Origin of the sequence: Microbacterium sp. Cr-K20 (assembly GCF_000708325.1) — a bacterium.
GTDB lineage: Bacteria > Actinomycetota > Actinomycetes > Actinomycetales > Microbacteriaceae > Microbacterium.
In genome coordinates this window covers 1-19,398 of sequence record NZ_JARE01000033.1, presented here as the reverse complement: position 1 = coordinate 19,398, position 19,398 = coordinate 1, and the positions used below count along the sequence as shown (strand labels likewise).

Sequence of the window (19,398 nt, the reverse complement as noted above, 5' to 3'; positions counted from 1 at the left end):
GGCTCTCGCTCCGGCGCCGGCATCCGCGGCCACGGGGTCGGACTACCTCACCGTGCGCTCCGACCTCGCCGGTGCCGGTGTGCAGGCGCTCGACCCGCTGGTCCCGCTGCGCTGGCACCTCGATGTGGATGCGTCCAGGGCACCCGCCGACGGCGACCTGGCCATCGCCATCTCGTCGGCGGGCGACTCGGAGTTCGGACTGCGGGCCGAGGTTCGCGCCTGCGCGCAGCCCTGGGGCCCCGACGGTACCTGTCCTTCGGGCGAACGGCTGCGGCGTCCGGAGGGTCCGCTGCCGGCGGACGGCGGCTGGCAGGAGCTGCTCTCCACGGCGACACCCGCCGTCGTGTACGTACAGGTGGCTCTCACGGCACAGCCGCAGTCTCCCGAGGCCGGCGCGGCGGGCGCCTCGGTCACGGTGCGGGCCACCGCGGCGGGCGACACCGTCGACACGGGGATCGACGGCGAATCGGAGCTGCCTCCGACCGGTGGCTCCGGTCTGGCGCTGCTCGCAGCACCCGCCGCGGTGCTGGTCGGCATCGGCATCGCGCTGCTCGCCCGACGGCGCCCGAGCCCGAGGGGGCGGGGATGAGAGCGCTCCGCAGGTTCCTCGTCCTGGTCACGGCCGCCTGCCTCGCCGCGATGACCTTCACAGCGTCGCCCGCCGGTGTGCGGGGTGATGCGCTGCTCGGCATCACGGAAGCGGCATGGGTCGACGCGCAGTACGCGCGCGGTCCCGTCGCGGCGGGAACCTTGGACGTCCCCACCATCACCGCCTGCACGACGGAGAACGAGGGAACGAACGGCGCCATGAGCGGCGTCACGCTGACGTGGACGTCGGTGCTCGACGACCCGGCACGGATGCTGCTCGCCTTCTCGGTGACCGCGGGAACCGTCTTCGAAGCGCCGACCGATCGCATCGTGGTGACCGGGCCGGCCGCCGGCCTCTACACGTTCACCTTCACGGCGACGGCGTCGGAACTCGACGCCGCGCTGGGGCCGCTCGCCGGTGCGAGCGTGGGGGCGGCCGTGTCCACGCGTGCGGGGACGGAATGGCGATCGGATGCAGCCGCCCGCACGGTGTCGGTCGGGACCCTGAGCGGCGGACTCGGTTCGGCGACCTGCGACCTCGGCCACACGATCACCCTGACCGGGCTGACCGCGGCGACGCTGCCGATCTCCCGTGTCATCCCCGTCGGCACCTCGGCCACGTCGTCACTGCCGCCGGCGCTGCAGGACCGCCGACGCACGCCGGTGTACACGGCGACCCTCCGTGACATCACCACGAATGCGGTCGTCCCGAACTCCGAGGTGACGATCGTGCTCCCGCCCGGCCTCGCGTTCGAATCGGGGCCGTTCGCCGATCTCAGCCAAGGGACCTTCACCACCAGCGCCACCGGAACTGTCGACTTCCGCGTCGTCGCCGACCGCTCCGAGCCCGCGCAGGGGCCGGTGCGGGTCGAGTCCCCTCGCGCTTTCACGATCCTCTCCGGCCAACCCGTCACTTCGGTGCCGCTCGTGGCATGGGGATATTCGGCGCAGGGGCAGACCGGCTCGGACAACCTCACCGGCGCCCGCACCAGCGCGGTACCCCTCTGGGACAATCTCGCGATCACAGGTGCCACGGCCGTCGGCTCCAGCTATTCCACGCTGCTCTACGCCGATCAGAACGGCACCCTGTGGGGGCGGGGCTACAACGCGTCCGGCATCATCGGCGACGGCACCACCACGAGCCGCACGAGTGTCGTCGCGGCCCTCACCGGGCCCGGGGCCCCGCTCGGGGACATCATCCACATCGGGACGGGCACCGAGCAGCTCTCCTCCGTCGCGGTGGATTCCGTGGGAGGGGTGTGGGCGACCGGCGACAACGAACTGAGCGGCTTCGGGACGGCCTACACGAACACCCGCTACTGGCAACGCGTGAGCGACAACTACACGATGCCGGCCGGGGCGCTCACGGCCGAGGTCAACCCCTTCGGTGCGGTCTTCATGGTGCTGAGCAACGGGCAGGCGATGGTCGCGGGTGCCGACAGCTACGGGTACTCCGCGCAGGGCGCCGCCGTCGGTGCGGCGGCCGGATCCGCAGGGCTGCTCATGCTCACCGGTCCGGGTGCGCCCATCACGGGCGTCGCCTCCGGTGGCATCGGCTGGCAGTCGTCCGCCGTCGTCACCGACGACGGTCGGCTGTTCACGGCGGGAACGGCGGCCTACGGCGGCAGCGGCACCTTCTATCTCACGCAGAAGACACTTCCGGCGGGGAAGACCGCCGCGAAGGTCGTGGTCGGCCAGTACCGGATGCTGGTGATCATGACCGACGGCACGGTCTACGCACTCGGCGCCAACACCAGCAGTGCCCAGGGCACCGGCAGCTCGGCCGCGCCGGGCGCGACGCTCACCCCGGTCGCACTGCCGGCGGGTACCGTCGCCACCGATGTCGCGATGGGCAACGACTCGACGGTATTCCTGCTCGAGTCGGGCGAGGTCTACTTCGCCGGGCTGAACGACACCGGCGGGGCGGGGGCGGGTACCACCACCGGCACCTTCAGCACGCCGGTGCGCGTGCCCCTCGCCCACACGGCCACGAAGGTCATGGCGTCCTGGTATGACAGCTTCCTCGCCGTGCTCGGGTGACGGTCGGGCGGGCCAGTAGCCGCCGTCTCAGGGGACGATCGAGTCGATGTAGCCGCCGTCGACCCGCACCGCGGCGCCGGTCGTCGCGGAGGCGAGTGGGGAGGCCAGGTAGACGACCATGTTGGCGATCTCCTCGGGCTCGATGAGTCGCTGCAGCAACGACTGCGGGCGGTGCAGGCGCATGAACTCGCGCTGCGCCTCGTCCCACGGGAGCTTCGGGTCGACGAGCTCGTACACGAAGTCCTCGACGCCGCCGGTGTGGGTCGGGCCCGCGAGGACCGAGTTGACGGTCACCCCCGTGCCCGCGGCCTCCTTCGCGAACCCGCGCGACACCGCGAGAAGGGCCGTCTTCGACATGCCGTAGTGGATCATCTCGGCGGGGATCACCACGGCCGAGTCGCTGGCGATGTCGAGCACCCGACCCCAGCCGCGCGCGGTCATGCCGGGGAGCGTCGCGCGGATGAGGCGGACCGCAGCCAGCACGTTCACGTCGAAGTAGCGGCGCCATTCGTCGTCGGTGATGTCGAGTGCGGGCGTCGCGCCGAAGATCCCCAGGTTGTTGACGAGGATGTCGACGTCGCCGGTCGCGGCCAGCACCTCATCCGCTCCGGCCTGATCGGTGACATCGCCCGCGGCGGCGACGAGATCGCGATCCGGGTTCTCGGCCTGCATCTCGGCGATGACGGAGGCGACCGTGTCGGGCCTGCGGCCGTTGATCGCCACGCGGGCGCCCGCGTCGGCCAGTGCTGCGGCGATCGCCCGCCCGATGCCCTGCGTGGAGCCGGTGACGAGCGCGGTCCTGCCCGTGAGATCGATGCGCATGGTGATTCCCTCCGTGACGGATGCTGCCTGCTGATGCAACGGTAGTCGCGACGATTCCATGCCCGTGGGGTCGAATGTGTGACGTTCCGAGGGTCTGCGGACACTATGGAGTATGGGATCAGTGGATGATCGGAGCGCCTGGCATCGAGTGCTCTCGGGCGACAGCGATGCGTTCGGGGTCGTGTGGGATCGGCATCGCGACCGCGTCTTCCGTCGACTGCTCAGCGCGGGGAACACCTCCGCCGACGCCGAGGATCTGACCGCGGCTGTGTTCCTGGAGCTCTGGCGCAAGCGGGCCACGGTCCGGTTCGTCGACGGATCGTTGTTGCCCTGGCTCCTGGTGACCGCGCAGAACGTGCACCTGAACGCCAGCCGCGCCCGGCGCCGCCACCGCAAGTTCCTCGAGCGCATTCCTCGCCCCGAAGCCGCACCCGACCCCGCGGACCTGGTAGCCGAGCGGGACTCCGCCCGTAGCCGGCGCGTGCGGGAGGTGCTCGGCCGAGCCCGCGAGCAGGACCGCCATCTGGCCGTTCTGACAGCGCTCGAAGGGTTCACCGTCCGCGAGGCCGCCGAGGCCATCGGCATCAGTGAACCGGCGGCGAAGATGCGGTTGTCCCGGCTCCGGGCCCGTCTCTCGGCCTCCACGCCCGATCTGACATCGACGGAAGGAAGCGCATCATGACTCCCTCGTTCTCCCCCGAGCGTTCCGAGGCTATTCGTGCGGAGTTGATCACGACGGTGGCGCGCACGCGACCGGGCAGGAGCCGGGGTCTCTGGGCTGCCGTCCTCGTGCTCGCCGGCACTCTCGCGGGTGCCGGCATCTCTACAGCTGCCTTCGCGGCCACCGGGTCGTTCTCCCCGACGCCGACCCCCGTAAATCAGCCTGCTGTCGACTCTGGAGAGGGCATCATCGCCCCGCCAGGGACCGAGCCGGGGAGCCCGGTGATCTCGCTGCTCGGCACCCCGCAGAGTCTTGTCGTGGAAGACGACGTCGATGTCGCCCTCGACCGACCGCCCCGTGAGGCCACGCACGTGCGGGTGACGGTCACTATGACATCTCCGGGCACCGTGACGTGGGGCCCGGATCCTGAGGGGAACAACCCTTCGTCGCACGCCTCGACCGCGGACATCGGGGTCACGACCGCCGTTGCGTGGTACGACTTCCCCCTCGACGGCACCGCGATGCGGCTGTACTTCCAGGCGGCGGCCGGTGCGTCGGCGACCGCCGTTCTGCAATACCTGAACCAGGTGCCGACACGTCTGGGGGTGAACGAACACGGAGACACCTTCGGCGTCGAGGGCGGGCCGGACGGAACGCCTGATCTCGTGCGGGTCACCGGCGTCGCGGACGACGGACGCGAGGTCGAGGGGTATGCCTGGGCCTCGAAGCTCTCTGCCTTCTCGCCGGAACACGATGCTCAGCCGTCCACCCCGAAAGAGGCCGTCGAGTGGCAGGAGGAGCGCGACGAGAAGTACCCATCCGGTTGGGACATCCGCGTCTTCGAGAGTGATGGGCGAACGGGCATCGGCACCTTCCACGTCGGTTAGCGGGCGGAGGGCTGAGCAAGCGCTCCCACGTCGGCCGAGCGAAACCTGGACAAAGGTAAAACGTTAGCTGGTCGAATGTCATATAGGGTGGAGTCATCGTCGTTCGAGCACGGCCCTGGGGAAAGGCTGGATCGAACGAGACGCGGATCTCGATCCACTCGAGACTCCGCGACGGACCGCGGCGAAAGCCGCTTGTTCTCGGTGCGCCTCCCCCTCCCGCACCGGGCTGCGCCCCCCGACGTGGGCCTGTGAGGGTTCACGCCGGGGGGACGTGCGAACGCGGGGGCACCGCCCCCGCGTTCGCCTCGTCTCGTCTCGTTGAGCCTCGACGGACCAACGTGTAACATTTCACAGGGCGGGGATGGGTGCGGCAATGGATTGCGGGGGCTTCATGGACGACGATGCGGATCGGACAGAGCGACTGCGGGCCCGCCTGCGATGGCTCGCCGGATGCTCCGCGGTCGCGATCATGCTGATCGTCGGGTGGTTCGCCTATGGCGCCATCGTTCGGTCGCCCGTGATGATGACGGCCGCAGCCGGAGGATTCGCGGCCGTCGTGACCGGATGGAGCAGCCTGCACGCGTCCCTCACGACACAACTCGACCTGATCGCCGCACAGGCTGACCTCGTCATCGACGCACCCGGCCTGTTCTCCGGGCCGCGCACCGACAGACGTACCGACATCCAGAACTTCCCCATCGGCTGACCGTCGCGCATCGGGTGTGCGCGCGGCGTCAGGTGAGCATGACGGCGGCGTTGCCGGACGCGATCGCCCGCATCGCCCGTCCAGGAAGCGCGGAGGCTGCGAGCTGCAGCGCCGTGGCCTCCGGTGCCTGCACGGGGAAGCCGCTGCCGAACACCCAGCGCTCCGGATCGGCGCCGAGACCGTCGGCGACACCGGTGGGGCCGTTCACGTGCCAGAGGTCGAGCCGCAGCCACTCGGGCGCGGCGTCGCCGAGATGCCGCTTCAGCTCGATCCCATCCGCGCGGTTGAGGCCGCTCAGCAGCAGCGGAGCAGCCGGACTCTCGCGCACGAGGTCGGCGATCCGGTGCACCTCGAGGTCGACGGCGGGGGAGAACGGATGCCGCACCCTGGCGTCGTCGAGCCGGGCGATCAGCTGCACGGGGAGCCCGCGGTCGGCGCACGCGTCGAGGACCGGGCGCACGGCGGAGACCTCGTACCGATGGAAGCCCGGGGCGACACGCACTCCACGCGCGCCGGCGGACACGGCATCGTCGAGCTCCTCGCGCCAGGTCGGGTCGCGCGGATCGATCGTCGCGAACACGCGGAAGAGCGGGTCATCCGCACATGCGGCGAGCGCGGCCTCGTTGCCGGTTCGCGTGTCGAAGCCGAACAGGGATGCCAGGTGCGAGACCCAGACCGAGCGCAGGCCGAGGCGTTCGGCGTGAGCGCGCAGAGCATCGGCATCCGCGGCGGCGGAGAGCCGGTACGGCCACTGCCCGAGGAAGCACGTGGTGTCGGTCGCACCGAGGTCGGCGAACGCGTGGAGCATCCGTCGCGCCTGCACGGTCATGGCGCGACCTCCGCGAGCCAGCGGGCGACCGTGCCGCCGAAGACCCGCTCTTCCGTCTCGGGGTCGAGCCCTGCGCCGAGCACCTTGCCGACGTTGGCCGCGAGGTCGATGTGGGGCAGGTCGGATCCGAACACCACCCGGTCGGGGCCGAGGCGCTCCACGGCGAGTGCCACTTCTCCGGCGCCGATGATCGTGCCCGAGGTGTCGACGGCGATGTTCGGCACGGAACCGACCGCGTTCACGGCCGACTCGGGCTGGCCGCCGAGGTGCGCCATCAGGAAGCGCACGTCGGGATGACGGCGGGCTGCTGCGGCGATGTGGTCGGCCGTCGACTCGTAGGGGAACTGCCCGACGGTTTTGCGCCACGCATGCGCGAGCACGATCAACCGGTGCTCGGCGGCGTACTCGAGGATCGGATCGCTCAGTGGATCGTCGGCAAGAGTCGCGATCCAGAGCTTGATGCCGATCATCCCGCGGTCCTCGACGTTGCGGCGCAGGTCGTCGAGACTGTCACGGCCGAAGCGCGGATTGACGTAGCAGTAGCCGCGGAGTCGGTCGGGGTATCGGCGCAGCTCGCCGGCCAGCACCTCGTTCATCTCCCGCACCTCGTCGAGACTCGGGTGCGCCTGGAAGCTTCCGAGATTGCTGCACAGGTACAGCTCGATGCCCAGGCGGTCGCCGGCCTCGAAGACCGCGGGGTCGAAGCGCCCCTCGTCGAGGTGTGTGTGCGCGTCGATGCCGGTCATGCCGTCGCCTCACGCACGGCGACCGCAGCGCGGCGCAGAGTCTCGTCGATGTCGGCTTCGGTGTGCGCGGCGTTGACGTAGACGACCCGATAGAAGGAGAGTCCGTGGCGGAACGCCGCCCGCAGGAAGGTCTGGATCTCGGCATCGGCGCCGACGAACTGCGGGCACGCCGGGTGCCCCACGAGCCGGATGCCGGAGCCGGCCTCGGCGAACACCGCGTTCAGGCCGCTCTGCAGTCGGGTGCCGGAAGCGAGCAGTCGCGCGATCACGTCACGGTCGCGGACGGCGGTCATCGTCGCGGTGGCGGCTGCGAGCGACAGCGTCTCACCGCCGTAGGTCGACGTGACGACCACCTCGCCGCGGTCGAGCACGCCGAGCACCTCCCGGCGCCCGCAGTAGACCGCGAGGGGCATGCCGTTCGCGATCCCCTTGCCGAAGACCGACAGGTCGGGGAGCACGCCGGTCGCCTCGGCCATCCCGCCGATCGCCACCCGGAAGCCGGTGACCATCTCGTCGTAGGCCAGCAGCGCGCCGTGCCGGTCGGCGAGGTCGCGCAGGTAGCGGTAGAAGCCGGCCGCCTCGGGAATGGCCGGGTAGTCGGCGGCGATGAGGATGAGCGCGATCTCCGAACCGCGGGTCAGGAACAGCCGGTCGAGGCTCGCGCGGTCTTCCCAGTCGACCGCGTGGTGCAGCGCGGCGAGGGCTGCCGGAACGCCGGGCACGGCATCCGTCGTCGCCCCGGGCAGCACCCGCGCGCCCGCCGCGAGCGAGTTGAGCCAGCCGTTGTAGCCGATCTGCACGACCCGGTCGCGACCGGTGTGTGCGCGGGCGATACGGATCACGGCCGCCAGCGCCTCGCCGCCGGTCTTCAGGAAGCGCGCGGCCTCGGCACCGGGCACGAGGGAGCAGAACAGCTCGGCCGTGGTCGTCTCGAGCGGATGCGGGTGGCCGAACAGGATGCCGTCGTCGAGCTGGGCGCGGATCGCGGCGTCGACGGTCGGATCCGCATAGCCCAGGGTCACGGGGCCGAGCGCGCAGCGGTAGTCGATGAACTCACGGCCCCGGTCGTCCCACACCCGGCATCCGTGCCCGCGGACGATGACCTCGGGCTCTTCCGGCAGCAGCGTCGGCGCCTTGGAGTTGGTGCTCGACCCGACCGGCATCACGGCCAGCGCGCGCTGTCGCCATCCGGTGGTGCTGTGCGCGGTGTGCATGCCTGGCCTCTCTGCCGTGCGGATCCTGCGGTGCGATGTCTAGCCGAGGGTGATGACCTCGCCGGCCCGGGCGGCGGAGAGCTGGGCGGCCTTCGCGATCTCGACCGTGCGGATGCCGACGCCGCCATCGGGCTGCGGCTGCCGGCCCTCGCGCACGGCGCGGACGAACTCCTCGAGGAGTAGGGCGTCGAGGTCGGCACCGACGGGGCTCCACGTCTCGCCGCGTGCATCGTGCCCGGCCACGCCCTTCGCGAAGGGGCTGACCGTGACGGTGCCGCGCTCGGCCACCACCTGCAGCGTCAGTCCGCCCCAGGTGGCCGAGCTCATCGGCCAGCTCCACGAGCAGTCGATTGTGGCGATCACCCCGCTCGGGTACTGGATGGTGACGAGTCCGCCGGTCTCGACCGCGAGCTCGCGCTGCGCGTGCAGGATGCTGTTCGACACCGCGCGGACCGACTGCGCCCGCTCACCCAGCAGCTCGTCGAGCAGGTCGGCGCAGTGCACGACGTGGTCGACGAGGGCGCCGCCGCCCGCCAGCTCGGGATCGGTGAACCAGGCGCGATCCTCCGGGAGCTTGCCGTTGTTGATGCCGGTGACCCCGAGGACCTTGCCGAGACGGCCGCTGCGCAGCTCGGCGATCGCGTCGCGCACGCTCGGCGCGAAACGCACCGGGTAGGCGACCATCAGGATCACTCCGGCCTGTTCGCACGCCTCGCGCATCGCGATCGCGTCGTCGACGGTCGTGGCCAGCGGCTTCTCGCACAGCACGTGCACCCCGGCGGCGGCCGCGCGCTCGACGAGGGCACGGTGCCGGGAGTTCTCGGCGGCGATCACGACGGCATCCGGCTTCCAGGCGAACGCCTCGTCGTAGGTGTCGACGTACGCGACACCCAGCTCCGCAGCCAGTGCGGCGCCGCGGGGGGCGTCGTCCGGAGCCGTGGCGCCGTCGGGGTCGGCGGCGATCAGCTCGACGCCCGGCATGTCCTTCAGCGCGTGCACGTAGCTCAGGGCGTGCGTGTGCGCGAACGACAGCACGGCGATCCGCAGCGGGGTGGGGGCGGTCATCGGACGGCCTCCTCGGCCTCGGTGCGGTCGGGGGTGGGGAGCGCGACGGGGGCGCCGGCGGCGATCGAGGCATAGGCGGCCTCGGCGACCGCGACGGCTTCGATGCCATCCGCCGGGGTCACCCTGGCGTCGCGGCCTTCGCGCAGCGCGGCCACGAAGTCGACGATCTCGGCGTAGTAGGGGCTCTCTTCGGGCGACATCGGCGGCAGGTAGTCGGTGGCTCCGGCATCCAGCACGGCATCCGTGCGCAGCGAGGCGTCTTCGGCGCTGTCGTATCGCAGCCGGCCCTCGGAGCCCGCGACCTCGACGCTCGTGCGGAACGGCATGCCCGGGGCGACCCAGCTGGCGTGCAGGTGGCTGATCACGCCGCTGCGGTGCGTCAGCACGACGTGCGCGGTGACGGGTGCGGGAACGCGGTCGTCGACGGTCGGCGGATTCTGCACCGCGAAGACCGTGGCGACGGGGCCGGCGAACCAGACCGCCTGGTCGATGTCGTGGATCATCAGATCGCGGATGACGCCGCCGCCGGTGCTCTCCGAGAAGAACCAGGGCGTCTGCGGCGCGGAGCCGGCGCGGCTGAACCGCTGCACCGCGAGGGTGCCGATGCGCCCGGCGTCGATGCCGGCCTTGATCTGCGCGTACTCGCCCATGTACCGGACGACGTGGGCGGGGAAGAGTCGCACGCCCGCCTCATCGGCCGCGCGGGCGACGGTGGTGGCGGCCTCGGCGGTCGCCGCCAGCGGCTTCTCGCAGATGACGTCGCGCCCGCGCTCGATGGCCCGCAGGGCGAAGTCGGCGTGGGTGCTGCTGGGGGTCACGATGTCGACGATGTCGACCAGCCCGATGAGTGTGTCGACGTCGGAGACGAGCTCGAAGCCGTACTCCTCGGCGATCTCCTCGGCACCGGCCAGAGAGGTGACGTACCCCTCGGCGCCCAGTGCCCGCCAGGCGTCGGCGTGCACGCGCGAGATGCCGCCGGCTCCGATGAGTCCGACCTTCAACGTGCTCACTGCTTCTCCTCGGTGTTCTCGGCGGTCGTGTTCTCAGCGGTGGTGTCGTCCGCTCCGGCCGAATCGACCGGCAGCGGGGTGATGGGCGGGGCCGGCATGTCGTCGATGCCGTAGATCTCGGCGGCGTGCCGCTGGAACGCGTGCACGACCGCACCGTGCGCCGCGGCCTCCGCGCCCAGGCGGGCCTCGGCGAGCGGCACCTGGAACGGCAGGCCGAGGTGTCCGGGGAGCGCTGCCCGCAGCGGGTCGAGCAGCTGCTCGTGTGCGGCGGAGAGTCCGCCGCCGATCACGATCATCGCGGGGTCGACCGTCATCGTCAGGGTCGCGATCCCGTGGGCGAGTTCGTCGATGAAGCCGTCGAGCTCCTGCTGCGCTGCGGCGTCTCCGCCACGTGCCTTCGCGAAGACCTCGGCGGCGGTCGGGGCGGTGCGCCACGAGATCTGTCCGGTCTCGGTGTTCAGCCCGCGGAAGGCGAGGCGGCCGATGTCGCCGGCGGCGTTGTGGATGCCGCGCCGCGGGCGACCGCCGAGGATGAGGCCCATCGCGATGCGGTTGCCGACCGAGAGGTAGATGACGTCGTCGACGAGCTGTGCGACACCCAGGTGGTGTTCCGCCACGGCGGCGAGGCGCACGCCGTTGTCGACCGCGACAGGGCAGCCGAACGCCTGCCGCAGCTGGGAGCCGATGTCGATGCCCGACCACTCGGGGATGACGACCGAGGTGGTCACGCGCCCGGCGTCATCGACGATGCCGGGGAGGGAGACGCCGACCGCGCGCAGCTTCGACGCGGGGATCCCGGCGTCGGACAGGGTGCGGCGCACGTCGTCGATGACGGCGGCGAGTTTGGAGGCGCCGTCGGGCTGCTCGGCGACGCCGGGGTAGCTGCGCTGCACGATCACCTCTCCGGCGAGGTCGGCCAGCACGACGCGCACGCTGGCGACGCCGATGTCGACGCCGACCACAGTGCCGGCGGCCGCGTGGAACGAGTAGCGGCGGGCGGGTCGACCGGCCCCGCCGCCGTTCTGCGCCGGGGCGTCGACGATCAGTCCGGAGTCGGCAAGGACGGTCACGGCGTTCTCGACCGACGTGCGCGAGATCTCGAGCGAACGGGAGAGGTCGTTGACGGTCGCGGGGCCTGCGTCACGCAGCTGCAGAGCCGATCGAGCGACGATCGAACGCGGACTGTTCACGGCCATGTGCTGCCCCCTCTTCTTCTCCGTCGTCGGGTGCGATCAAATTAGCACACCGAATTCTCAGATCAAGCTTTGTTGTTCTCGAACGGGAAACACGCCTGAAACAACCGTCTGGGAACTTGTACTTGACGAATTATCCCATCCCAGTGTCATAATGAACCGTACTCAGCACGGTTCAAGCAAAGGAGCACCATGCGCGTCAGCAAGTTCATCGGCGTCGCCGCGGGAGTCGCGGCCGCCACCCTGTTGGCCGGATGTTCGGCCGGCGGAGGCAACACCGCAGAGGGTGAGCAGGACATCACGGTCTGGCTCTACCCGGTCATCGCCGACGAGGCGGTGCACAAGGACTTCTGGGACTCGACGATCGCCGACTTCGAGAAGAAGAACGAGAACATCAACGTCAAGTACGAGATCTTCCCGTGGGCCAACCGCGACGAGGCCCTCCAGACGGCGATCGCGGCCGGCAAGGGTCCGGATGTCGTCTACCTCATCCCCGACCAGCTCGCGGCGTACCAGAAGTCGATCGCGCCGCTCAACGACCTGCTGAGCGAGCAGCGTCAGGGCGACCTGCTGCCGAACGTGAAGAAGTCGGTCACGCTCGACGGCGACATCCTCGGGGCTCCGCTGCTCACCAGCGCGCAGCCTCTCCTCTGCAACGCGGCCGCGTTCGAGGCCGCCGGCGTCACCGAGTACCCCGAGACGTGGGACGACATCGCCGAGATGGCGCCGAAGTTCACGGAGAAGGGGATGTACGCCCTCAACTACCCGGCATCCGCCGAGAACACCCTGAACCTCACCTACTACCCGCTGCTGTGGCAGGCCGGTGGCGAGGTCTACACGAAGGACGGCGACATCGGCTTCGACAGCAAGGAAGGCGAGAAGGCGCTCACCTTCCTCACCGACCTGGCCGATGCCGGAGCACTCGACCCCGAGGCCCTCACCACCAACGTCCCGCTCGAGCAGACGGCCGTCGCTCAGGGCAAGGTCGCCTGCACGTGGAACAACGCGGTCCCCGAGGTCCTGCCCTTCTGGGGCGAGGAGAACGTCAAGGTCCTCGCTCCGCTGACCGAGAAGGAGACCGTCGCCTACGGCACGGTCGGCTCGCTCTCGGTGCTCAAGGGCTCCAAGGCGCAGGATGCCGCGGCGAAGTTCGCGGAGTACGCGACCGGCGCCGACGTCATCGAGCCGTACCTCAAGGCCGCCGGCTTCTTCTCGGCGCTCAGCACCACCGAGCCGCTGTACGCGGATGACCCGCTGCTCGGCGAGGTCGAGAAGTACGTGCCCGACACCACGGTCGGCGAGCTCAACGCCTCGTCGCGTGCGCTGATGGGTGTGCTCGCTCCCGAGATCCAGGCGGCATTGCTCGGGGACAAGTCCCCGGAGGATGCTCTGAAGGATGCCGCGACCGCTGCGGCACCGCTCATCAAGAAGTAAGCAGCACCGGGGGCGTGCGGAGCCCGAACTCCGCACGCCCCCGTTCCCTTCACTCCCCCACGTGAGGAATCACTGATGACGACGGCAACCACGGCCAAGAGGCCCGCAGGGCGGGTCGCACGGGTGCTCGCACGGCGAGAGGCACGCATCGCGTTCCTGTTCGTGCTCCCCGCGTTCCTCCTCTTCATCGCCTTCCGCTTCGGCCCCAGCATCGTCGGCGTCGCCCTGAGCTTCTTCGACTACGACATCACCGGCGAGATCTCGTGGCGCGGGCTCGACCACTTCCAGCGCATGATCGCCGATCCGCTGTTCTGGCGGGCGATGGGCACCACGTTGATCTACACGGTGTTCGCGGTGCCGATCGCCCTCGTGCTCTCCACCGTGATGGCGCTCGGCGTGCGCCGCGCCTTCCGGGGCGCGCGGTTCTTCCGCTCGATCTTCTTCCTCCCCGTCATCACCTCGCTGGTGCTGGCCGGCTCGATCTTCGTCTGGATCTTCTCCGCCAACGGTCCCTGGTCGGCGCTGATGACCCCGCTGGGTCTCGGCGGCTCCTGGCTGGGCAGCACCGTGCTCGTCATCCCGGCCATCGTCGTCGTCGGCGTCTGGTCGCGATTCGGCTACGGGATGATGATCCTCATCGCCGCGCTGCAGGACGTACCGCGCGAGCTCGAAGAGGCCGCCCTCGTCGACGGCGCCAACGCCTGGCAGCGATTCCGCTACATCATCATGCCGGTGCTGCGCCCGACCTTCTTCTTCCTCGCGGTGATCGAGACGACCGCCGCGTTCCAGGTCTTCGACGTCATCTACGTGATGACCCAGGGTGGTCCGGCGAACGCCAGCTACTCACTCGTCTACATGCTCTACGACCAGGGCTTCCGCTACTTCGACTACGGCTACGCGGCCGCCATCGGTGTGGCCCTGTTCATCATGACCCTCGTCGTCGCGCTCATCCAGCGCCTGGTGATCGGAAAGCAGAAATGACCGCTCTGTTGCAGCCTCCGACACAGCCGCCGACGCAGTCGCCGGTGATGCCGCCGAAGATGTCGACCAAGCAGCGCCGCGCCTACCGCGCGCTCCAGCCCACCGGGTGGGGGATCGTCGGGCGATGGATCTGGCTGAGCCTGGCCGGCATCCTCAGCTTCTTCCCCTTCTACGCGATGGTCGTGCTGAGCCTGAAGCCGGGCATGGTCGTCGAGCTCCCCGGCTCGCTGCTGCCCTTCCAGGACATCTCGTTCGAGGCCTACGAGCAGGTGCTCGCCGGGCAGAACATCCTCGGCTGGCTCGGCAACACGCTCATCTACTCGCTCGTCTCGGTCGTCGCCGTCCTGTTCCTCTCGGCGCTCGCCGGCTACGCCTTCGCCAAGAAGCGCTTCCGCGGCAAGGAGGTGATGTTCTGGTCGTTCCTCGCGATGGTGATGGTCCCGTTCCACGTCACCCTCATCCCGACGTTCATCCTCATGGCGAACCTCGGCGGCGTCGACACGTACTGGGGCCTGATCCTGCCCTCGCTCGCGAACGCCCAGGCCGTGTTCCTGATGCGGCAGTTCATCTCGGGCCTCCCGGACGAGCTGTTCGAGGCCGCCCGCATCGACGGCGCGGGTGAGTTCCGCATCTTCCTGCGGATCGTGCTGCCGCTGTGCAAGCCGATCCTGGCGACCCTCGGCATCTTCGTCTTCCTGTGGCACTGGAACGACTTCCTGTGGCCGCTCATCATCGCGAAGTCCAACGCGATGTTCACACTCACCGTCGGCATCTCGTCGCTGCAGCAGCAGAACGTCCCGCTGAGCACCATGCTCGCAGGTTCCGTCGTGGCACTGCTGCCCATCTTCCTCGCGTACCTCATCGCTCAGCGGTACGTGCAGGAGGGCGTGGCCGGTACGGGCATCAAGGGCTGAGAAGAAGGGAAAGCACCACATGACTCAGCACAGTTTCACTTCAGAGGCCGATCTCGAGGAGGCGCTCGCCACACCGAGCGCCGGCTTGATCGACGACCTCGCGCGCGGGGCGGGCGACCTCGTGATCCTCGGCGCGGGCGGCAAGATGGGCCCGACCCTGGCGATGCTCGCGCGCCGTGGAATGGATGCCGCCGGGCGCCAGGACGACGCGGTGTATGCCGTCTCGCGCTTCGGCGATGCCGCGATCCGCGAGCGCCTCGAGGCCGCGGGCGTGAAGGTCGTCCCGTTCGACCTGATCGAGAACGACGACTTCGCAGCCCTCCCGGATGCTCCCAACGTGGTGTTCATGGTCGGCGCGAAGTTCGGTGCCGCGACCAACGCCTCGTGGGCGTGGGAGGTCAACGCCGCCCTGCCCGACCGCGTCGCCCGCCGCTACCGCGACAGCGCCATCTCGGTGCTCTCCACCGGCAACGTCTACCCCTTCCTGCCCGCCTCCTCGGGCGGAGCATCCGAAGAGGTGCAGCCCGCACCCATCGGCGAGTACGCGCAGTCGTGCCTCGGTCGCGAGCGCGTGTTCGAGTTCGGTGCGCAGGAGCGCGGCACCAAGGTCGCGATCATCCGCCTCAACTACGCGGTCGACCTGCGCTACGGCGTGCTCGCCGACATCGGCAGCGCCGTGCACGCGGGACAGCCTGTGTCGGTCGCGACCGCCAACGTCAACGTGATCTGGCAGGGCTACGCGAACGAGGTCGTGCTCCGCAGCCTCGTGCACGCCTCGACCGCCCCGTTCACGATCAACCTCACCGGGCCCGAGCTGCTGAGCGTCGACTCGATCGCCCGGCGCTTCGGCACCCTGTTCGACCGCGAGGTCGAGATCGTCGACGAACCGCAGCCGACCGCCCTGCTCAGCGACGCCCGCCGGTGTATGGCGCTGTTCGGCTATCCGGCCGTCTCGGCCGAGACCCTGATCGGCCTGCAGGCCGACTGGATCGAGAAGAGCCTCCCGATGATCGCCAAGCCCACCAAGTGGGCAGTCCGCGACGGGAAGTTCTGATGACCGTTCCCACCCTGCGACCGGAAGCCGCGGCCACCCTCGCCCGCGGTGCCGTGATCCCGGCGCATCCGCTCGCGCTCACCGCCGAGCGACGCATCGACGAGCGCCGCCAACGGGCCCTCACGCGCTACTACCTCGACGCGGGTGCCGGCGGCATCGCCGTCGGGGTGCACACGACCCAGTTCGAGATCCGCGACCCCGAGCACGCCCTGTTCGAACCCGTCCTCGCGCTCGCCGCGGAGGAGCTGGACGCACGGGCGAGTGCCGACGTGGTGCGGATCGCCGGCGTCGCCGGTGGCACCGCCCAGGCGGTCGCCGAGGCCGAGCTCGCCCGCGGGCTGGGCTACGACGCCGTGCTGGTGAGCCCTCGCGTGGCCGGCGCCGATGAGCGGGCCCTGCTCGAACGCGCCCGGGCCGTGGGCGAGGTGCTGCCGGTGGTCGGCTTCTACCTGCAGACCGCGATCGGCGGCCCCGTGCTCGACCGGGAGTTCTGGCGCGAGTTCGCCTCGATCCCGGCCGTCGTCGCCGTCAAGGCCGCGCCCTTCGACCGATACCGCACGCTGGAGCTGGTGCGCGGGGTGGCTGCCTCGGGCCGCGCCGATGAGATCGCGCTCTACACCGGCAACGACGACGCGATCGTCGCCGACCTGCTCTCCGAGTTCCACGTGGAGTCGCCGTCCGGCCCGCGCACGCTGCGCTTCGTCGGCGGACTGCTCGGCCAATGGGCGGTCGGCACGCGTGCCGCGGTCGCGCTGCTCGAACGCGCGCAGCGCGCGATGGCCGGAGACGCGGGGGCGTATCGCGACCTGGGGCTCGTCGCCTCCGACATGGTCGACGTCAACCAGGCCGTGTTCGACCCGGGCAACGACTTCCACGGGGTGATCGCCGGCGTGCACGAGATGCTCCGCCAGCAGGGGCTGCTCGACGGCACCTGGTGCCTCGACCCCGCAGAGGGGCTCTCGCCCGGCCAGGCGGAGGAGATCGCGCGGGTGCGCCACGCGTACCCCGATCTGAACGACGACGCCTTCATCGCCGAGAACCTCGAGGCATGGTTGCGATGAACGTTGCGATGAGCGCGGCGGCGAGCGGGGGAACGGTGGCGCCGACCGTGGTCGCGGTCGTCTCCGAGGAGCTCTTCGCGGAGTTCTTCTCGGGTGAGGATGCGGAGCGGCTGCAGGCGGTCGCCGCCGGTCTGGGCGGGTCGTTCGTCCGGGTGGATCGGCTGTCCGATGCGGAGCTCGCCGAGGCGCGCATCGTGATCACGAGCTGGGGCGTCGGCCCCTTCGACGCTGCCGTGCTCGCGTCGCTGCCGAAGCTCGAGCTCATCGCGCACACCGGCGCCACGATCAAGCCCTTCGCGACGGATGCGCTGTTCGATCGCGGCATCCTCGTGACCCAGGCCGGTGCGGGCATGGCGCGGCCCGTCGCCGAGGTGTCGTTGACGTTCACGCTCGCGCTGCTGCACCGGGTGCCCGAGATGCACAACGCCCTGCGCGTCGGCGACGGCTGGTACGACGCGGATGCCGTGGGCGTGCAGCGCGAGATCCTCGGCACCCCCATCGCGGTGATCGGTGCCTCCCGCACCGGACGGGCGTATCTCGAGCTGATCCGTGCGCTCGGGGCCGAACCGCTGCTGGTCGACCCGACTCTCGATACAGCCGTCGCCGCGGGGCTCGGGGCCGAGCTGGTCACCCTCGACGAGGCGCTGCAGCGTGCGCAGATCGTCGCCGTGCACGCGCCGACCCTGCCCGAGACGCATCACCTGATCGGCCGCCGCGAGCTGGCGCTCCTGCGCGACGGCGCGGGGCTCGTGAACACGGCACGGTCGTGGCTGGTCGACGAGGCCGCGCTGATCGACGAAGTGCAGCGCGGTCGGCTGAGCGCCGCGATCGACGTGTTCGACGAGGAGCCGTTCGCCGCGGACAGTCCGTTCCGATCGCTGCCCGGCGTGCTGGTCACCCCGCACCGGGCGGCCGGCACGAGCCAGGGACGTCTGCGTCAGGGGCGGATCGTCGTCGACGAGGTCGAAGCCTTCGCCGAGGGGCGCACCCTCACGCACACCATCTCCCGCGACCAGCTGTCTTCGATGGCATGACCGGGCCGGCGGGATGCGCGGCCGCCGCGCGGGCATCGTGAGCGCGGCGACGATCCGTGCCGCCCGCGCCACGGACCAGCAGGCGCTCGGGGCGCTGTGGGCGACGGCGTTCACGCCCCCGCTCGCTCCCGACCAGTGGCTCGTCGACGACGAACGGCTCGCGCACACGCGGGTGGCCGAAGACGACGATGGCCTCTGCGGGTCGATCTACGGACTGCCCAAGCGGCTCCGCGAATCCGACGGAGGCATCGCCGCGGTGCACGCCATCGGCAGCGTCGCGGTGGCCGAGCGGGCGCGGGGGCAGGGACTCGCACGCCGGCTGGTCGCCGCGACCCTGCAGGCGGCGGGCGACGCCGACTGGGCCCTGCTGTTCACCGGCACCCCCGAGGTGTACCGCTCCAGCGGGTTCGAGACGTTCTCGATGGCGCGGACCGTGGCCGGGCCCTGGCGCGCTGCGGAGCCTGTCGCCGTCGGGACCGAGGGTCGCGTCGTGCGCGAATCCCTCGGGCTCGGGAGCCTCCGCCCGGTGCGCGAGGTCTACGAACGTTCACGGTCCGATCTGGTCCTGGCGCCGGTGCGCGGTGATCGGGACTGGGCGATGGCGGAGGTGCGGCTGCGAGGCGCCATTCTGTACCGCCGGATCGAAGGAGCGACCGTGGTCGGCTACGCGGTGGCCGAGCGTCGCGGCGGGGTCGGCGTGCTCCTCGAGAGCGCCGTGCTTCCGGGTGCCGACGGTGCGCGGGATGACCTGCTCGCCGCCATCGCGGTGGACTGGGCATCCGCCGGGGTGACGTCGTGCGAGCTCGCCGTGCCCGCCCTGCCGGAGGAAGACCGCGCGCTGCGTGCGTTCGCGCCCGAGGCCGTGCGGCAGGACGACCGCACCGGGATGATCCGTCCGCTGCGGCGCGCGGCGCGACTGCACGGCATCCGCCACTTCACGGCGGGCGACTACTTCTGAGCACGCGCTCGGAGAACGGCACTGGGGACTGGGGATCGATCGGATGATGCGGCTCGGCCGGACGGCCGGACGCCTGACCGCGGTGATGACGCCGCACGGAAGGATGAGCATGACCCCGCAGGAGATGACCCAGACCGAGACGGCCGCGCTGCGCAGTCGGCGCATGCTGCTCGCCGGATTCGGCGCCGCCGCGATCGGTGG

19 protein-coding genes are annotated in these 19,398 nt (G+C 70.6%); 12 read left to right on the top strand and 7 right to left on the bottom strand.

Annotation, left to right across the window (positions count from 1 at the left end):
* Both GZ67_RS20745 and GZ67_RS0105620 read left to right on the top strand, forming a co-directional pair.
* On the top strand, window positions 1-589 hold a 589-nt coding region (locus tag GZ67_RS20745), incomplete at its 5' end, for a hypothetical protein (RefSeq protein WP_029273801.1).
* Window positions 586-2,628, top strand: a complete 2,043-nt coding sequence (locus GZ67_RS0105620; protein ID WP_029263172.1) for an RCC1 domain-containing protein — start codon at window positions 586-588, stop codon at window positions 2,626-2,628. The genes GZ67_RS20745 and GZ67_RS0105620, both read left to right, overlap by 4 nt.
* Before the next feature lie 27 nt (window positions 2,629-2,655).
* Here the strand turns inward: GZ67_RS0105620 and GZ67_RS0105615 are convergent, their stop codons facing one another.
* The gene (locus tag GZ67_RS0105615; RefSeq protein ID WP_029263171.1) at window positions 2,656-3,450 is read right to left on the bottom strand and encodes an SDR family NAD(P)-dependent oxidoreductase; all 795 of its coding nucleotides are present in this window, start codon (window positions 3,448-3,450) and stop codon (window positions 2,656-2,658) included.
* 112 nt (window positions 3,451-3,562) lie between these two features.
* Between GZ67_RS0105615 and GZ67_RS0105610 the strand changes: the two genes are divergently transcribed.
* From GZ67_RS0105610 to GZ67_RS20070, 3 genes are all read left to right on the top strand, one after another.
* Window positions 3,563-4,132, top strand: coding sequence for an RNA polymerase sigma factor (locus GZ67_RS0105610; protein WP_029263170.1), 570 nt, complete (start codon window positions 3,563-3,565; stop codon window positions 4,130-4,132).
* A complete protein-coding gene (locus GZ67_RS0105605) occupies window positions 4,129-4,998 on the top strand; it encodes a hypothetical protein (protein WP_029263169.1) in 870 nt (289 codons plus the stop codon). Before GZ67_RS0105610 ends, GZ67_RS0105605 begins: the two co-directional genes overlap by 4 nt.
* Window positions 4,999-5,389: 391 nt before the next feature.
* Window positions 5,390-5,704 carry a hypothetical protein gene (locus tag GZ67_RS20070; RefSeq protein ID WP_029263168.1) on the top strand — a complete coding sequence of 105 codons (315 nt, stop codon included), beginning with the start codon at window positions 5,390-5,392 and terminating at the stop codon, window positions 5,702-5,704.
* Between the two features lie 28 nt (window positions 5,705-5,732).
* Here the strand turns inward: GZ67_RS20070 and GZ67_RS0105595 are convergent, their stop codons facing one another.
* From GZ67_RS0105595 to GZ67_RS0105570, 6 genes are read right to left on the bottom strand one after another with little or no spacing between them, the layout of a single operon-like run.
* Window positions 5,733-6,533, bottom strand: coding sequence for an amidohydrolase family protein (locus GZ67_RS0105595; protein WP_029263167.1), 801 nt, complete (start codon window positions 6,531-6,533; stop codon window positions 5,733-5,735).
* Window positions 6,530-7,279, bottom strand: a complete 750-nt coding sequence (locus GZ67_RS0105590; RefSeq protein ID WP_029263166.1) for an amidohydrolase family protein — start codon at window positions 7,277-7,279, stop codon at window positions 6,530-6,532. The genes GZ67_RS0105595 and GZ67_RS0105590 overlap by 4 nt, the downstream gene beginning before the upstream one ends.
* Window positions 7,276-8,493, bottom strand: coding sequence for an aminotransferase class III-fold pyridoxal phosphate-dependent enzyme (locus GZ67_RS0105585; protein ID WP_051662364.1), 1,218 nt, complete (start codon window positions 8,491-8,493; stop codon window positions 7,276-7,278). Before GZ67_RS0105585 ends, GZ67_RS0105590 begins: the two co-directional genes overlap by 4 nt.
* 39 nt (window positions 8,494-8,532) lie before the next feature.
* A complete protein-coding gene (locus tag GZ67_RS0105580) occupies window positions 8,533-9,558 on the bottom strand; it encodes a Gfo/Idh/MocA family protein (protein WP_029263164.1) in 1,026 nt (341 codons plus the stop codon).
* Window positions 9,555-10,568 (bottom strand): Gfo/Idh/MocA family protein, encoded by a 1,014-nt coding sequence (locus GZ67_RS0105575; protein WP_036303894.1) that lies wholly within the window; start codon window positions 10,566-10,568, stop codon window positions 9,555-9,557. Before GZ67_RS0105575 ends, GZ67_RS0105580 begins: the two co-directional genes overlap by 4 nt.
* A complete protein-coding gene (locus GZ67_RS0105570) occupies window positions 10,565-11,764 on the bottom strand; it encodes an ROK family transcriptional regulator (RefSeq protein WP_029263162.1) in 1,200 nt (399 codons plus the stop codon). The genes GZ67_RS0105575 and GZ67_RS0105570 overlap by 4 nt, the downstream gene beginning before the upstream one ends.
* A gap of 189 nt (window positions 11,765-11,953) precedes the next feature.
* On the opposite strand from GZ67_RS0105570, the gene GZ67_RS0105565 reads away from it, so the two are divergent.
* The 7 genes from GZ67_RS0105565 (at window position 11,954) to GZ67_RS0105535 (ending at window position 19,197) form a co-directional block, all read left to right on the top strand.
* Window positions 11,954-13,195, top strand: a complete 1,242-nt coding sequence (locus GZ67_RS0105565) for an ABC transporter substrate-binding protein (protein WP_029263161.1) — start codon at window positions 11,954-11,956, stop codon at window positions 13,193-13,195.
* Window positions 13,196-13,270: 75 nt separating this feature from the next.
* Entirely contained in the window at window positions 13,271-14,176 is a 906-nt protein-coding gene (locus GZ67_RS0105560) for a carbohydrate ABC transporter permease (RefSeq protein WP_029263160.1), read from the top strand.
* Window positions 14,173-15,090, top strand: coding sequence for a carbohydrate ABC transporter permease (locus GZ67_RS0105555; protein ID WP_029263159.1), 918 nt, complete (start codon window positions 14,173-14,175; stop codon window positions 15,088-15,090). The genes GZ67_RS0105560 and GZ67_RS0105555 overlap by 4 nt, the downstream gene beginning before the upstream one ends.
* 19 nt (window positions 15,091-15,109) lie before the next feature.
* Window positions 15,110-16,144 (top strand): NAD-dependent epimerase/dehydratase family protein, encoded by a 1,035-nt coding sequence (locus tag GZ67_RS0105550; RefSeq protein ID WP_029263158.1) that lies wholly within the window; start codon window positions 15,110-15,112, stop codon window positions 16,142-16,144.
* Window positions 16,144-17,205, top strand: coding sequence for a dihydrodipicolinate synthase family protein (locus GZ67_RS0105545; RefSeq protein WP_029263157.1), 1,062 nt, complete (start codon window positions 16,144-16,146; stop codon window positions 17,203-17,205). Before GZ67_RS0105550 ends, GZ67_RS0105545 begins: the two co-directional genes overlap by 1 nt.
* A complete protein-coding gene (locus GZ67_RS0105540) occupies window positions 17,193-18,239 on the top strand; it encodes a hydroxyacid dehydrogenase (RefSeq protein WP_231481702.1) in 1,047 nt (348 codons plus the stop codon). The genes GZ67_RS0105545 and GZ67_RS0105540 overlap by 13 nt, the downstream gene beginning before the upstream one ends.
* 13 nt (window positions 18,240-18,252) lie before the next feature.
* Window positions 18,253-19,197, top strand: coding sequence for a GNAT family N-acetyltransferase (locus GZ67_RS0105535; protein WP_231481701.1), 945 nt, complete (start codon window positions 18,253-18,255; stop codon window positions 19,195-19,197).
* Window positions 19,198-19,398: the final 201 nt, after the last annotated feature.